Genomic DNA, 15,914 nt, shown 5'->3' with positions numbered 1-15,914 from the left:
CCTCAGGAATTATCTGTCAATAATTAGGCTCTGCGACTACAAAAAAAATACATATCCTTTCCTGTAGCAGAATATGCATCTGGCAACATTATTAGTCGTACAGGCCGAAATTATATTTGTGACAATCGCTATTCTGGGCGGAGGACTGACCGGAGTTACCCTTGGCCGCCTGCTAAAAGAAAGAGGAGAGGACATTATAATCCTCGAGAGAGACAGGCAGATCGGCGGCCTGTGCAGGTCGAAGACCGAAAACGGCTTCACTTTCGATATAGGCGGATCTCACATCATCTTCAGCAGGGATAAGGAAGTCCTCGAATTTATGAGGGATGTCCTTGAAGAGAATAAAGACGAGCGGAACCGCAATACCAAGATATTTTTCAAGGGCAGATATGTCAAATACCCGTTCGAAAACGGCCTCTACCAGCTTCCCCCGGAGGACTGCTTCTTCTGTATTCACGAATTCATAAAGAACCTTATCGCAGTCGAAAAAGGCGAGATCGAAGAGCCTGGAAATTTCAGGGACTGGATCTACTATACACTAGGAAAGGGAATCGCCGAGTCCTACATGGTGCCTTACAACGAGAAGATATGGAACTACCCTGCAGAAGAGATGTCGATGCACTGGGTGGACGGGAGAATCCCCAGGCCACCTGTCGAGGACATTATCAAATCTGCGATCGGGATCGAGACGGAGGGCTACACGCACCAGGCCGTATTTTCATATCCTGTGACGGGCGGCATCGAGGCCATGGTCCACGCGATAGCAAAACCTGTAACAGAGGATATAAGAACCTGTTTTGAAGTGAAATCCATAAAAAAGACCGATGAAGGGTTCATAATAAGCAACGGTACGGAAGAGATTGTATGCGAATCCGTCATCTCCACGATACCTGTTCAGGCTCTTGTCAGGTGCCTGGAGAATGTACCTGACGAAGTCATAAAAGCTGTTGAATCTCTTAAATACAACTCCATCGCCTGTGTAGGCATAGGTGTTGAAGGAGAGATGAACGACATCTCGTGGCTGTATATTCCGCAGAAAGAGATCGGGCGGTTCAACAGGATCTCCTTCCCGTCGAACTACTCGACAGAGGTCGCACCTGCGGGCTGCTCGTCCGTTCTTGCCGAAGTTACGTTCAACGAAGGTGACGAGGTCTCGAAGATGACCGACGACGAGATCGCGGAGCACTGTGTAGAAGGACTTATCGACATGGGCATCATCCCTTCAAAAGAGAAAGTGATCTACACAACTGTCGAAAGATTCGAGTACGCATACGTGGTCTACGATCTCGATTACCTGGAAAATATCAGGACCGTCACCGATTACTTCTCCGGATCGGGAATAGACCTTGTCGGCCGTTTCTCCGAATTCGAATATATCAATATGGACGGCTGCATCAGGCACGTCTTCGACTATGTAAAGAATAAGAAAACAGATTAAAATTCGATAATAAAAATAATTTTTTTGCTCATCTCCTTGCAAATACCGCAAAGACCACCAGCATGCAGATCAGGAACGCGAGGAATGCAGCACCACCTGCGACATCAGGCTCCTCTTCCGGTTCTTCTTCAGGCTCATCGATTTCATTATAGATCTCCCAATCCTGAGATTCAAGGAATTTGTTCCTTGTCCCACTCCATTCAGATGAGAATAGATTCTTTTCATCCTCTGTGGCGGTCATCTCGATCTGAACTTTTTTACGTAATTCAAAGTAATCTGACGGAAACATCTCACCGGAAACAGATATTTCCACGCTTTCACCTGTTGACAGGCGGGTGAAGATGAAATGATAATTTTCTGCCGAATTGTCCGCCGATGCGGATTTAAGGTTGGGATTTGACAGATCTTCAATCTCAGTTTCGTTTAAATAAAGTAATCTAAACTGACCTGGGTTTCCGCATTCAAGCTTCGGCCCGGTTCCCGTGATAAGCATCGCCGTATGCACTGCTCCGGGCGAAGGCAGGTAACTTGTAATACCTATATCGGATCGTTCGGGAATTTCATCCCCGTAAAGCTCCCCCAATCCCACTTTTGCGGCACGGAACATACATATACAACAGGTACATGCATCAGGTTCGGAGTTTGTCATCAGCCCGTGATATTCTGCGACATCGTCAAGAGAAATCTCGATCTCCTCATCGCCGTCAAGAATTGTTATCGCTCCGAGATCGACTTCAGGTGCTTCCGACGCAACTGATCCGTCCGGCACATGTGCAAATGCACCGGGGCATAAAAGCAAAAATCCGATAATTAGTAGCACGGATATCCTAAAGGCCGGGAATCTTAAAAATGTAAAAACTCTTCTTTTATCCTGATTGTCAGGCCTAATGCCTGTATAATCCAAATTTTTTTCACCCATATACAATCCTTCAAAGATTGCTATTAAGGGCAGGATAAGGATAATCCGAAATTATAAGGAAAATACCGATATTTTTGAGAAAAATTTGGTCAGGGAAGAGAATTTCATCCTTCGCCTCTCAAAACCATTTATTACAATAGATCCAAATAACTCCTGATGAATACTTCAGAGAGGAAATACCTCCCTCATATTCTTATTCTTGCAGTCGTCGGCCTCGGAGCCTTTATGGACGGCCTCGACGGTGCCATCGTAAACGTGGCCCTCCCGTATATTGCCGGCAATTTCCATGCAGAGATGGGTGTTGCATCCCTTGTCATCACTGTTTATCTTGTCGCACTCAGCGGGCTGATGATAATATTCGGCAAGGTCCTCTCGATCGCCGGAATAAAAAAGATCTACATCGCCGGAATTGCCATATTTACCGTTGCTTCACTTCTCTGTGCCCTTTCATGGGACATCACATCCCTCATCATTTTCCGGCTGATACAGGGGACAGGAGCGGCGATGATCGCTCCTTCGGCAGTTGCGACCGTTGCCGTGCATATGCCCGAATCTGAGAGGGCAAAGTCACTTGGAATTATTGCAGCCGCCTCGGCACTGGCATTTGCAATCGGTCCGGTGCTCGGGGGATTACTCACAGAATTCTTCAGCTGGCACTGGATATTCCTCATCAACCTCCCGATAGGGGTCATCACAATAATCTCTGCGGCGAGGATTCTTCCCGGAGACATACCGCATACAAACGGGAAGAGCGGTTTCGATTATGCAGGAGCCGCGGTTTTCTTTGCAGCAATGGCATTCCTCGTGATACCGCTGAGCTTTGCAGGGGATAAGACTATGAACTGGTCGTCCGTTGGAGCATTTTTGGCCGTCTCGATAATCCTCTTTGCATTGTTTGTTTTCATAGAAAAAAGGGCCAAAGATCCTCTTTTAAAAATGCACATGTTTTCAGACAGGAATTTTTCTTTCGCAACATTGGCTTATACTCTCTTCATGGCAGCATACGGGGGCCTTCTCCTTCTCCTGCCATTCTACTTTGAAGGAGTGCTGAAACTGTCAGCGGCAGGTGCCGGCATGCTTCTTCTTGTGCCCTCGGTTGTAATAACTATAACCAGCCCGGCAGGCGGTTATTTCGCCGATAAACACGGCGCCATGAAGATATGTTCGGCATCTTCCGCAATTTTTCTGCTTTCGATGGTGATGATATCGCTCTTCGGCATTGAGACGACACTTCCGTATATTCTAATCTCGCTCATCATTATGGGCATCGGGGGAGGGCCGTTTATGAGCTCGGGCAGCAGCAGGATCATCGAACATGCCGATGAAGAAAACAGGGAGATCGCATCGGGAGTCATGAGTACGGCAATATATTTCGGTAGTGCCCTTGGCACTGCATTATTCACCGCGATCTCCACCTTCTTCTCCAGAGCAGGCGAAGGTGAAAATATACAGGCTTCAGGATTTCTGGAGGGATTCGAACCGGCCATGTACTTCGGAATCGTCTGCTGCATCATTGTTCTTGTTCTTTCGATTATGGTAAAAGATCGGAAACAATCCCACTAACAAACCTATATTGCCTTATATCACATACATTTTTGAACAAATGACGCCGAAGATCTCCGTTGTCGTCCCGACATTCAACGAGGAGCAGAATATCGTAAATTGCCTTGAATCTCTTCAAAAACAAACAATTCCGAGAGACAGCTATGAGATTATAGTTGTCGACGGAAATTCAAAGGACAAAACACGCGATCTCGCCGAACCTCTTGCCGATATAGTGATGATCCAGACAAGCAAAAAAGTGGGAGGGGCGAGGAACGACGGTGCAGCGGTTTCATCGGCAGATATCATCGCGACAACCGATGCCGACTGTGTTATCCCCGAAGACTGGCTGGAAAAGATCATCAGATCGTTTGAAAAGGATGGAAGGATAGTCCAGCTGTACGGAACGGTGCTGCCTCTCGAACCGGGGATTAAATTCAGGTTTTACCTCGCTCTTGCAAACATCTTTTCAAGAATCGGCTATTACACGCATACCTTATACTATACGCTCGGGTGCAACACGGCATTTACCCGCAACGCCTACATGCAGATCGGCGGGTACAAGTGCATAGATGCAGGCGACGACCTCGAAATTGCTCAGAGGATGAGGAAGATCGGGAAGGTGAAGCTCAATTCAAAACTGTGGGTGAAATTCTCCATGAGAAGGTATGTTCAGTTCGGAACGCTGAAATCCCTCTATGTCTGGCTCTATATCGTTTTTAAGGGCGGGGACTCGGAAAAATATTCCTATGCACAGCGGGAATACAAATAATTTTTTTCTTCACCTCTGATTTAATTTTTTGAATTCATTTTATTTCTAAGATTTTCACAACAATTTTTAAAAAGAACAAAATTTCCAAAGGGGCAACCCTTGCGCAAGTTCGCTTCGCGAACACGCCCTGACCTCAGGGCTTTGCGCCGGCGATAACCCGGCCTTCGGCCGGAAGAACAACTCATTCCGGGAATGGATTTGTGGCAAATTTCTCTCAGGAGCAAAGGGGATGCCTGTCCGTCCCTTCCTGCTTCAAATTATTTCCTCATATCTGAAATCTCTTTTCCCTCCGGCCGAGGCTACCCGAAGGGGTAGCGTCCAGGCCGGATTATCACGATAAAGCAAGTTTCACAGAAACTTGCGCTTGGGCTGCCCCGGTAGGGGCTTATGCCCAAATCAATTACTCAAACGAATTCAATACCAACCGCATCAATGAATTTATAAGATATAAATCCCAATCTCTGCATGATGTCTATCGAAAAAGAGGGTGTGATGATCGTCGCAAAACTGATGGCAGTCTCCGCCCGGACCGCCCCGAAAGCGAAGGGTTCAGACTCCCTGGTGGTCAGGATAGCATCGGATGACGAACTGAACGCGCTTGCCGAATCAATGGTAGAATTCGGAGAGAAGCACGGCTTCGGCTTTTTTATACGTGACGCAGGCAACATAAGGGAATCTGACTGTTGCGTGATTATCGGCGAGAAGGGGGATTCGTCCCTCGGGCTCAACTGCGGAGGATGCGGCTATCCCACGTGCGGTGAAATGCGCAAGGCACAGGAGAAAAACAGAATTGATTCTGCGTTCTCCGGACCGAATTGCGTGGTGAGACAGGCTGACCTCGGTATAGCAGTCGGATCGGCGGTTAAGACCGCGTCCCTGAACAATGTCGACAACAGGGTTATGTTTTCGGCAGGCGTTGGAGCACTGAAACTCGGTTGGCTCGGAGATTGCAATGTCGCATACGGCATTCCGCTGTCGGCCTCAGGTAAGAGCATCTTTTTCGACCGTAAGTAATTATGAGAGATATTGGACTGCTCACCCACACGGAGATTATTCATGGCAAAATTAACGATCCGTGGCGGAGACCTGGATCTTGTAGAGTACGAGTTTTCGCCATTCGATATCGGTGAAAACATAGAGACACTCGGAATAAAACCTGATAAAGAACCGTTTCCTGAAAAAGGCACTTTTATCGTAACCGCTCCTGCAAGGATACACTTGTCCGTCCTTGACATGAACCGGTTTGCTCCCAACAGACCGGGAGGAGGCGGGATCGGGTTTGCAATTCAGCTCTATACTAATGCAGCCGTCACATGCACAGACGGGGAAGTATCCATCGAATACGACAGGGTGCCTGTAATCAGGCATTTTGTAGAAGTTTTCAAAAAAGTCACCGGTTACACCGGGGGATTTACAATAAAGATCACGGACCACGAGAAGAAGCACGTCGGCCTCGGTTCAACCGGAAGCGTCCTCCTGGCGGTTGGACATGCAATGAATTCAGCTGTCGGATCACCACTTGATTCGGACCAGATTCGCCTTCTCATAGGGAACAACTACGTTGAAGAGACATGCGACGGGCACATTATTCATGGCTTTGAGACGGGAGTAGGCCCTGCTGCGGCAACTTACGGCGGCATGGCTGTTCTCGGGGACGAACTGAATCTCGTATGTCACCATTCATTTGCGGCAGACAAGAATGTCTACATCATCATTCCTCCCACCGAAGCGAAGGCACACGGAGAGGACGAATTCAACGTGCTCATGAACAGGGCAAGGGAGCTGGATTACCGCGACAGGGAGCTCAAAGCATACCTGGTGCTGATGGATCTCATCCCTGCACTGATCAGAGACGATCTTAAGACTCTCGGTGAAGTCATAAGCGAGATCGATTTCAGGGGGTCAAAACGTGCCGAAGTGGAGCACAACTCCTTTGAGATATATCACTATATGAGCAAACTGAGAGGTTCCGGACTTGAATTCGTAGGCATGAGCTCTGTCGGTCCTTCGATTGCCGTAATAACGGAAAAACCGGAAACAGAGATGCGGAAGATTGCAGAAAAACTTGGACTTGAGATCTCGATTGCCACAAAGATCGACAATGAAGGTCTCATGATAGCCAAAAATTAACCATTTTTTATTCGACGATTATATCATATTTTTCCAGGAGACCAAGGACACCGGGATATGAAAATTTAGCTCCTGCAATCCTGTTTTTCTCCGGATCGATTACATAATTCAGGGCTGTCCTGAAATCCGAATCTGAAAGATCACATTGGATAAAACCGGTCCGCAGGAGATCGCAGTTCTTAAATGAAGCTTCTCTCAGATCGCACTCCAGAAAATCCGCCTCATTTAACCTGCATCCTGAGAACAGAGTCTTCCTGAGATTGTTCCTGTAAAAATTGCAGAAATCCATTCCGCAGTCCTCAAACGAAACTTCAAAAATAATGTCCCTGCAGCTGCCGAAATCCGTTCCTGTTATTTTACAGTTCTTAAATTCGACCTGCTTCAACCCGGTGTCATTCAGCTTAATATTACCAAGATTGCAGTTTTCAAATATACAATCAGTAAAATCCCTGCCAGAAAGATCGCATTCCGGAAGATTACAGTCCCTGAAAGTGCATGAATCAAACGAGCTTCCTTTTATCATCTCCACGGAGCATTCCTTTTCAAATATCATATCGTTATATTCTGTATCGGCCATTGAAACCACCGCTTTCAGGAAGATTTCCTTCTCCTGTGCAAATAATTGTTCGCCAGGGGCGTCGCATTTCTCCGTTTCGCTATAAAAATCCGGGTCCAGGTCTTTTAGATTCCCTACTCTAACCCTAATAAACTTTTAGCTCTTTGCTGTCTCAGATCTTTCTCCGGCGACCCCAGACACCACCGGCCAAAGGCCGGTGGACGGCCCCTACCCGGGGGCCTTGCTTAAGATAACCATCTCATGGCACGCTCAGGGGACCGGCAAGGGTCCCCTGGGCTGTTTATTTGTTTTTACATGCAAATCACTTTGTGATTTACATGAATCAGTGCATGAAACTTTGTTTCATGAACGTTTTTTTTGGAAATCAAGATTAAGAGCCTTTAGATCCCTTGTCCTGATTCCAATAAACTTTGTAGATTTTTATCGGTTTTCGTGTGATGAAATCGCCCATCATAGGCGTTTTACACGGGATACCGACTGCTGCAAAGTAATGCTTTCGACCGGAAGATCAGATGATTATATACCGGATTTCTATGAGAAAGAAGGATCTAAAAAAGGTATCAGGGAAGGACTTTTCACCGTCAATCCGGATTATTCCGGGAGATTTTCTCAGGCATAACCGCTGTCGCTCTCCCAGACCAGGGTTCCGTCTTCACCATATACCTGTACAAATATATCCACCCATTCATCTCCCATCCTTGATACGGTGATAACAATCGGATTTTCAGGAGAAACGCCCTCAACAACTTCTTCCCGGGAATAATTTCCCCCGTACTGCTTTTCAATATCGTAAGACACGGTATAATCACTGATCGTATCGCTGGTGGGAATAATGCTCAGTACCACACTTTCCTGGTCGACATAAGCGCCTTCATAAAATGCTGCAGGTGTGTCTCCTTCGATAACTTCCGCATCAGTCCCGCTGCCTGTCTTCTCTGCAATAAGCTTCTGTGTACTGAAAACCTGCCCCGAGAAGAGGAATATTGAAAAAATCACCACTAATACTATCGCAATAACAACTCCTGCGGCTACAAGACTGTCAGATGATTTCATATTTGATCATTATATCCTTCATCACGATTAAATGTTAAGATTCTTTTACATCAACGGGGAAAAGTCTTTTCGGGTTTTAAACAGACAAAATTTTACAGAATAACCATAGATAAACGGGGGAACTCTAATTAATCTTTCAGACAACTCAAAACTGATAATAGTGCTAATCCTGATTCTAATCATTACCACAGGGGTAAGCATAGTGTGTACATATTCATGGAATTTCCTTTTATCCGGCAATTCATTTAAAACTGAAAAAAGTTTTTACCTGACAGGATCTGATAACGATCTCGAAGAGTGCTGGCACATGATCCGGAACAAAACAGATACAACCGGCTATCCTGCAGTACTCTTCAACTTCTGGCTGGACAGGGCAGCGGACGGAGAGATCAAGTCATTCAGTCTGGACTACTTCATACAGAAAGAAGACGGGTGGGATACTTATTCGACATCATATCATGAGAACAAAGACAAGCCCGGCGGAAAGTTTTCGGTCAAGTTTTACCGGACGAAACCTGAAGTCCCGGGTTACGCGACCAGATATCCTTTAGATCCCGGGGAATTTCTCCGTGATGTGGACATGATTAATCTCACAGATCTTGGATATAATGACAGCATCCTGTCGGTTTATTCGGACAATATGTACGGAAACCTGGAATATACATACAGAGCAGATGATGAGATCTTCCTCCAGGACGGAGACCAGCTTCTTCCGCTTGAAAGCATCGCTCTCCAGGAAGACTGCCCGGCATTTGCGGTTTATATCTCAGAGATGGAATGCTCGGATTATTACGGCAACGTATCCTGCTCTTCTTCGGAAACGACGGTTGTATTCTCAAATGAGAGGCTTAGAGGTGCGGAGGTCAGGCTAATGAACGAAACCGGCGCTTGCTCCTAAGATGAGGACAGGTTCCTGACTCAGATCCCGAGCCTCTCCTTCTCATAATCGAGATCGAACGAGAAGATCTCCGGATGGAGCTTGTTTGCGATATCCATAAGAGTAATCACCCAGCTGAAGGTGCTGTCCGAGTCCGGGTATATGAACCTGAATACATTCCCTTTCTCAACCGCGGGGATATCAAACCCGGCTTTCTTCCACTCTTCGGTCGAGAAGCCTTCGTCATCTCCCCTTTTACCGCTGACAAACACGAACTCGGGACGGAATGAGTTAATGACAGCTGGATCGATCTCCATCTTCTTCGATTTATCGTCCAGCCCGAGATCGAGGTTTATCGGGTGCCCGCCTGCGATGCGTATCAGATCTATGTCCATCTTATCCACGAAGAGCGGGAGAACCGGTTTTGCCATTATCGAGTATACAGGAGGTTTTTCCGCACCTTCTGCTCTTTCCGATATATTCTCGACAACCGGGTGATATTTTTCGTACATAGCCATGTAACTATCTTCGGCCCCGGCGAGAGAGGCGAAATGGTGAAGGTCGTCGAAAAATCCTTCCACAGTGGATTTTTTCTTGTGAAGACCCCTGAGATAACCGCTCTCTACCGTGTCGATCCAGACGTCGATTACCTTCGAACTGTCGGTGACACCGAGTACGGCGAGGTGAGTTTCTATTGCATCGAGGGCTTTTATCGACCTGTATCCTCCCATGTGCCTCGGTTCAACAAATCCCTCGGTTCTGATTTCGCCCTTAATCCCCGCACTTCTCCCGCATTCGCACATCCCTCCATCCCTGTAGCTGATCACTTTTGCTCCCATCGGGCCGTTGAACTTCCTCTTTATGACGATTTTTCCACAGGAGGGACAGTATGTATTCAGGCGTTCTGTTTCCGGAGTATTGAAAATATACACGTAATCAAGGTATTTTTCGAGCGAGGCGCAAAGCTTTTCTGATTCGGCAACAGACGGCTGGCACTCCTTTTGGGACTCATCGTGGGGCATGAACGGCATGATCTGGAGGGGGATCTCCCTTGAGACATCCTCAATCATCTCTGCCGCTCTCATCACCTCGTCCTCCCTTCCGAGGAGATGCATTATCGAAACCTCGACATGGACACCGTTTTCGTGCAGGAGCCTTATGTTCCTGAATATTGGATCGGGGGAACCAGCCCCGCATTCACGATACCTCTCCGGACTCGATCCCTTAAGGCCGATGTTTACGAAGTCGAGGTGTTTTGCAGCCCCGAGAACAGCTTCTTCCGTCATGTAGCCGTTCGTCGAGCAGCCTGCTGCCAGGCCGTTCTCCTTTGCGGTCCTGATGAGATCGAGAAAAGTGTAATAGGATACCGAGGGTTCGTTCAGGCAGAAGACGATCCCTGAACAGTCCTCTGATTTCGCCGCCTCCACAACTTCCCCAGGAAGGGTTTTTTTCATCATCCTCGCGACCGAATCCGTGTTTTTAATTATCATCTCGGATACGCAGCCCGGACACGAGAAGTTGCACCCGATTGTGGATACGAGCATCAGCTTTCCGTTGGGCATGAAGTGGAGAATGGGGATATTTTCTATCGAAACAGGATATGTAGCGAAGAGCATCCCGGGATATTTCTCCTTCAGGACTCCGTCCGATGCCGTATACATCCTGCATATGCCGGTCGAATCCCCGGCTATCGTGCACCTCTTCTCGCAGACATTACATCTTACCGGATTTGCCTCCGGCGGATTTTCTATCCCCTCTGTCTTTGCTGTTTCTAAAATCTGAGAGTTCTTCATTCTAAACACCATCCTCTTTAAATAACCGCTCGCCGGTGATCTCCCCGGAACGCTGAAAGGCTCCTTTCATGCACATTTAATACAAAAGGAATGAGATCTTAGATATAATGTTTAATTTCCCTGAATTATTAACTGAATGTAAATTGAACCTGATTTACATGAAACAAAACATTCTGCAAATTTTTCCGGCAGACTCCAGGAGGATAACGTAATGCCTCAGGGCGAACACAGGTCACCTGCGGAGAAAGCCGAGTCGATGGCCAGGGTGTCGCGGGGGCTTTTTGCACCTGCATATCCGGCAATTGCCGGGCGAATCAAAGAATTCTGCGGAATATCCGAAGGGATCTGCATAGATGCAGGTGCCGGTTCAGGAATGCTCGGCATATCTCTTGCAAAGATCACCGGCCTGGAAGTCGTACTTATGGACTTACTGCCTGAAAACAGGAAATACGCCGAGGAGAATACGAGGCAGGAAAAACTAGATGACAGGTGCAGGTTCGTCCAGGGTGATATTACTGATATGCCCTTTGAGGATGAATATGCAGATCTGGTAATCAGCCGGGGATCTATCTTCTTCTGGGATGACCTGAAGTCCGCCTTTACTGAAATCCTGAGGGTCTTAAAACCCGGGGGAAAGACATTCATCGGCGGAGGATTCGGAGACGCTGAAACAAGGGATTACATCTGCGGCGAGATGGCTAAGGAAGATCCCGAATGGGGAAAAGACAACGAGGACGGGAAGAAGAAAACTGTCGACAACCGGATACGAATTCTAATGGCGCTTGAGGAGGCGGAAATATTCTATAAATGCATCAGCGACGATTCGGGTTTCTGGATCGTTCTGGAGAAACAGAGATCTCTTCGCTAGCCTGTGTGTATAAAAAGCAAGTATCACTAGTGTTCAACAGACGGCGAAGCTCAAAAAGAAATAAGAGATCCAAAAACTCACCGGACTGATTCCGTAAAACAAACAAAATAAATGCCTTAAAACGGACATCGATATAAATAATCCCGGATCAAATCCCAATTAATCGTCTTCCCGTAAATCCTGCGGGAAGAAAATGAGCGGGATGATAAGAAAATGGCAAAGAAAATCGAAGGAGAACTGGGTCTCTCTTTAACAGGCACCGGAATGCCCGCAACCTCAGAAGACCTCTTCGAAAAAGATCATCTTTGCACTTTTGCACTACTTTGCACTAAGTTGCACTTTGAAAGTGCAAACCAAATATCCGACATAAAGCCTTTTTTCAGGACATCCGGCCCGGATAGGAATTTAAAAATTTTGTTTGCACTAAATTTAAAAAAACACACAAGAAAATATCAAAACAAATACAGAGATCAACTACTGTGTGCCTGAAAATTAGTGCAAACTATAGTACTAAAAATAAAATATTTAATATATGTACAATAATCAGGGAAATATCCTTGAATTTTCATTTTTTAGTTTGCACTTTTGAAGTGCAAACCGGGTGCAAACAAGTGCAAAAGTGCAAACGAAAATCCGGTCATATGCGTTGGGGAATATTAACCGGTTTTACTCCGACCCGTCCCGGCCGTTATCGATATAATGAGTATTGTTGAGGATGTTCAGACTACAGTGACACTCTTCGCGAGATTCACTGGCTTGGCCACACCCCCTTATTTCCGCCCATAAGGACACCAGTGACGCAGATTCAGCATATTTGCAAGGGCCGACGTGGCAGGAGCATAAAAGAGCATCTCTTTTTTGTCCTTATATCGATCGCAGATCTCCAGCCCTTCGTCGGAGAACAACCCGTCCCCCGATACGATGATGATATCGGCAGACTGCGGGTCTGATACGATACGATCTTCAAGTTTCTTCCTGAGGGAGGGCATCGTTCCGTTGAGGTATACCTTCCTGCCCGCAGTCTCATCTATCAGCTCTTCAAGGCACTTCTCGCCACAGCCTTCCGGGCATGCTCCCGAGATCCTCGGAAAACAGATGAAACTGGACAGGCTGTTTAATATTGCACATGCTGCTGTTCTCTGGACCGGTGAATTCAGTTCCTGCCCGTACATAAACGACACCCTGGTCTTCACATCAAGGGGATAGGACGTGGCAATAAAGATCCTTTTCCCGCCATATGAAGCTTCAAGACATACACCCTCAAGAAAAGGGCAGATATCGTTTTCCGAACTTTTTGAAAGCGCCACCACACCATGATCGCAGCCGCTTCCTGCAAGTTTCTTCTCCATCTCATCAACAGCATCAGATATAATACTCATTCTCAGACCTCCTTAGAACATGGTACAAGTACCGCACGTACAGGTGAACCGTCACAGCCCTCAAGCTTCAGGGGCATTGCATACAGATGGTATCTTCCCGGACTTACATGTGACAGATCCGCCATCTCTATAATATAAACATCTCTCCCAAGGAGGATGCGGTGAACCGTTCCGTCGCCGTCAAAAGATTCTATCGAGGGTGCATCGGTTACGACACACGTATACCCGCAATCCGCCAGATATCCTGCACATTCGATGTTTATGGACATATAACGATCCATGCCCGAAGATTCCGGTGAAAAGCCTGTGTTCAGGATCAATATCTTCGCACCATTTGTTTTTTCCGGGATATCCCCTCTCGTGATAAAGCCCGACGAGTGCCCGGTACCTCTCAGATCGACGACTATCGATTCACCGTTGATTCTCCCGAGAGGGATCCGGTCAACACTCAGGCCTCCTTCGATATAATGTAAGGGTGCATCGACATGGGTTCCGCTGTGCGACGAGAGCTCTATTGATGTCAGCCTGAAGCCGTCCCTGACCAGGGGATTAAACCTGACCTCCGGGTCGCCCGGGAAGACCGGAGTCTTTTCCGAGAGCGGGATCGTGATATCGATATAATCCATCTGTATGAATGAAATGTGAGATGATGTAATAAAAAAGATGAGGTTCAGAATCCGGATTCGGCCGCATCAATTGCGGCATCGATCTCTTTCTGAAGTGAATCGGGCAGTCCCTTGATCCTGACATCAAGAAATCCCCTGATAATTGTTGCAGTGGCCTCTTCCTCATCGAGACCCCTCGCCATCAGGTACTCGATCTCATCGCGTGCGATCTTTCCGACCGCCGCCTCATGTGTCAGTTCGGTATTCTTAAGCCGCCCCTCCACTTCAGGAATCGAATGTATTACACCGTCTTCAAGGATGAGACCCTTGCACTCTATATGGCCCTTGGTGTTATCCGAAATTCCTGCAATGTGGGATCTTGCAAACACAACGCCTCCCGAGGTGATTACCCTTGAAATAAGTTCGGCACTCGAACCTTCGCCGGTCAGAAGGGCACGCTGGCCCAGATCGAGATGAGAGCCTTTCGGTGCCAGAACAACTGAGTTGAAACGGGCAACCGAGTTTTTACCGGCAAGATCGGCGACAGGATACATCTGGACCTTCCCTACAGGTTTCAGGCTGATGTAATTCGAAAGGAATGTTCCGTTTTCTTCAACTTTTGTCGCACTCCGGGGGAATACGTTTATGTTTTCTCCCCAGGTGTGGATCATCGTATTGCTGACCTGGGCATCCTTCCCTACATATATCTCGGTTATGCCGTAATGCGTCCCCTTCTCCCTGCCGATACTGCTGGTACAGCCGGTAATCAGGTGAAGCTCGGCACCTTCCTCCGCAATAATTATATTGTGGACCGTCTGGATCTCCGCCGACTTCATGAAGAGGCAGGACTGGAGGGGGAATATATTTTTGCTGCCTTTTCTCGCGAGAACTACGAAACCGCGGGGACCCTCTTTTTCTTCTTTTTCCGCTACAAATTTCGTATACTCGTCTTTATCCCGGTCGACAAGATTCCAGTAATAGTCCTTAAGCCAGTCATATTTTTTAAGGGCGATCTCGATCGGGAGCATCTCGATTCCCTCAACCTTCGATGAAGAGAGATGAATATGCTGATCTCTCTGGATAAAACTACCCGATCTTTTCCGGGCATCGAACTCGAACCCTGAAAGCTCCATGCGTTTTTTGTCTTCTTCAGGTATTTCATCGATTATTTCTGGCATCTGATACACTCCTGGTAGCCTTTCTCCTGTATGACCTTCAGTATCTCTCTCGGGTTTCCGTGGCATTTTATCTCGCCATCGCAGAGCATATGACCGGCATCGGCGTCAAGATAGTCGAGAATATATCCCGTGTGCGTTATGATGAGACCTGATTTGTACCTGTCAATAATGTGGCGATCCTTTTCAACGAGTCTCGCGATCGAGTGCCCGATTAATGCGATATTTTCAAGATCTACCCCGCTTTCGGGTTCGTCGAGCATTACGAAATCCGGCTGCTGGATAAGAAGCTGGAGAACCTCGCTTCTTTTGATCTCTCCTCCTGAAAAACCTGCATTGACGTCCCTGTCAAGGAATGATGCCATATTCATCTGCGACGAATATCTCCCGATACTGCTGACATCGCCCCCGGATGTGGCTGACAGAAGTTTACCCAGTTTCAGACCGGAAATCGTGGGGGGACGCTGGAACATCATCCCCATTCCAAATCTCGCTCTTTCATTCAGCGGCAGATCGGTGACGTCTCTTCCTTTGAAGAAGATCTTTCCCGATGTAATCTCATACCCTGAAAAACCCATGATAGATCTTAAGAGCGTGGTCTTTCCCGAGCCGTTGGGACCCATCAGTACATGGGTTTCACCTTCCCGGATATGCAGATTGATACCGTGCAGAACCTCTTTGCCCTCCACACTGACATGAAGGTCTTCGATCTTTAACATATCTCACACCTGATGTAATGAATTCTTTAAATTATGATCTTCGGCAGATATAGTGATGTCGAATGAT

Annotated in this window: 16 protein-coding genes; 8 read left to right on the top strand and 8 right to left on the bottom strand. The window is 47.1% G+C overall.

What is annotated here, in order from left to right; all coding sequences use genetic code 11:
• Positions 1-73 precede the first annotated feature (73 nt).
• Positions 74-1,438 (top strand): protoporphyrinogen/coproporphyrinogen oxidase, encoded by a 1,365-nt coding sequence (locus MPET_RS03350; RefSeq protein ID WP_013328614.1) that lies wholly within the window; start codon positions 74-76, stop codon positions 1,436-1,438.
• A gap of 28 nt (positions 1,439-1,466) precedes the next feature.
• Here MPET_RS03350 and MPET_RS03345 read toward each other — a convergent pair whose 3' ends face one another.
• Positions 1,467-2,207: a hypothetical protein gene (locus MPET_RS03345; RefSeq protein WP_052297234.1), complete on the bottom strand. Its 741-nt coding sequence runs from the start codon at positions 2,205-2,207 to the stop codon at positions 1,467-1,469.
• A gap of 306 nt (positions 2,208-2,513) precedes the next feature.
• Here MPET_RS03345 and MPET_RS03340 point away from each other — a divergent pair, with 306 nt between their 5' ends.
• From MPET_RS03340 to MPET_RS03325, 4 genes are all read left to right on the top strand, one after another.
• Positions 2,514-3,920: an MFS transporter gene (locus MPET_RS03340; RefSeq protein ID WP_013328612.1), complete on the top strand. Its 1,407-nt coding sequence runs from the start codon at positions 2,514-2,516 to the stop codon at positions 3,918-3,920.
• 40 nt (positions 3,921-3,960) lie between these two features.
• Positions 3,961-4,671: a glycosyltransferase gene (locus MPET_RS03335; protein WP_013328611.1), complete on the top strand. Its 711-nt coding sequence runs from the start codon at positions 3,961-3,963 to the stop codon at positions 4,669-4,671.
• A gap of 468 nt (positions 4,672-5,139) precedes the next feature.
• Positions 5,140-5,685 carry a ferredoxin domain-containing protein gene (locus tag MPET_RS03330; RefSeq protein ID WP_048130573.1) on the top strand — a complete coding sequence of 182 codons (546 nt, stop codon included), beginning with the start codon at positions 5,140-5,142 and terminating at the stop codon, positions 5,683-5,685.
• A gap of 42 nt (positions 5,686-5,727) precedes the next feature.
• Positions 5,728-6,801 carry a GHMP family kinase ATP-binding protein gene (locus tag MPET_RS03325; RefSeq protein ID WP_013328609.1) on the top strand — a complete coding sequence of 358 codons (1,074 nt, stop codon included), beginning with the start codon at positions 5,728-5,730 and terminating at the stop codon, positions 6,799-6,801.
• A 7-nt stretch (positions 6,802-6,808) separates the two neighbouring features.
• On the opposite strand, the gene MPET_RS03320 is transcribed toward MPET_RS03325, so the two are convergent.
• Positions 6,809-7,378 carry a pentapeptide repeat-containing protein gene (locus MPET_RS03320; protein ID WP_013328608.1) on the bottom strand — a complete coding sequence of 190 codons (570 nt, stop codon included), beginning with the start codon at positions 7,376-7,378 and terminating at the stop codon, positions 6,809-6,811.
• Between the two features lie 609 nt (positions 7,379-7,987).
• A complete protein-coding gene (locus MPET_RS03315; protein ID WP_013328607.1) occupies positions 7,988-8,431 on the bottom strand; it encodes a hypothetical protein in 444 nt (147 codons plus the stop codon).
• Positions 8,432-8,633: 202 nt separating this feature from the next.
• Here MPET_RS03315 and MPET_RS03310 point away from each other — a divergent pair, with 202 nt between their 5' ends.
• Entirely contained in the window at positions 8,634-9,329 is a 696-nt protein-coding gene (locus MPET_RS03310) for a hypothetical protein (protein WP_048130571.1), read from the top strand.
• A 20-nt stretch (positions 9,330-9,349) separates the two neighbouring features.
• On the opposite strand, the gene MPET_RS03305 is transcribed toward MPET_RS03310, so the two are convergent.
• Positions 9,350-11,101, bottom strand: coding sequence for a radical SAM protein (locus MPET_RS03305; protein WP_013328605.1), 1,752 nt, complete (start codon positions 11,099-11,101; stop codon positions 9,350-9,352).
• Positions 11,102-11,312: 211 nt separating this feature from the next.
• Between MPET_RS03305 and MPET_RS03300 the strand changes: the two genes are divergently transcribed.
• Both MPET_RS03300 and MPET_RS03295 read left to right on the top strand, forming a co-directional pair.
• Entirely contained in the window at positions 11,313-11,969 is a 657-nt protein-coding gene (locus tag MPET_RS03300; RefSeq protein ID WP_013328604.1) for a class I SAM-dependent methyltransferase, read from the top strand.
• Positions 11,970-12,182: 213 nt separating this feature from the next.
• Positions 12,183-12,458 (top strand): hypothetical protein, encoded by a 276-nt coding sequence (locus MPET_RS03295; RefSeq protein WP_013328603.1) that lies wholly within the window; start codon positions 12,183-12,185, stop codon positions 12,456-12,458.
• Positions 12,459-12,739: 281 nt separating this feature from the next.
• Here MPET_RS03295 and MPET_RS03290 read toward each other — a convergent pair whose 3' ends face one another.
• The 4 genes from MPET_RS03290 to MPET_RS03275 are packed head-to-tail and all read right to left on the bottom strand — an operon-like array spanning position 12,740 to position 15,847.
• Entirely contained in the window at positions 12,740-13,348 is a 609-nt protein-coding gene (locus MPET_RS03290; RefSeq protein ID WP_013328602.1) for a hypothetical protein, read from the bottom strand.
• Positions 13,349-13,350: 2 nt separating this feature from the next.
• A complete protein-coding gene (locus MPET_RS03285; protein WP_013328601.1) occupies positions 13,351-13,974 on the bottom strand; it encodes a cyclase family protein in 624 nt (207 codons plus the stop codon).
• A 44-nt stretch (positions 13,975-14,018) separates the two neighbouring features.
• Positions 14,019-15,131, bottom strand: coding sequence for a SufD family Fe-S cluster assembly protein (locus MPET_RS03280; protein ID WP_013328600.1), 1,113 nt, complete (start codon positions 15,129-15,131; stop codon positions 14,019-14,021).
• Entirely contained in the window at positions 15,119-15,847 is a 729-nt protein-coding gene (locus tag MPET_RS03275; protein ID WP_013328599.1) for an ABC transporter ATP-binding protein, read from the bottom strand. Before MPET_RS03275 ends, MPET_RS03280 begins: the two co-directional genes overlap by 13 nt.
• Positions 15,848-15,914 lie beyond the last annotated feature (67 nt).

It is taken from the genome of Methanolacinia petrolearia DSM 11571, from assembly GCF_000147875.1.
Taxonomy (GTDB): domain Archaea; phylum Halobacteriota; class Methanomicrobia; order Methanomicrobiales; family Methanomicrobiaceae; genus Methanolacinia; species Methanolacinia petrolearia.
Note: the sequence above shows the minus strand (reverse complement) of the source record. Positions and strands in the feature narration are given on the sequence as shown.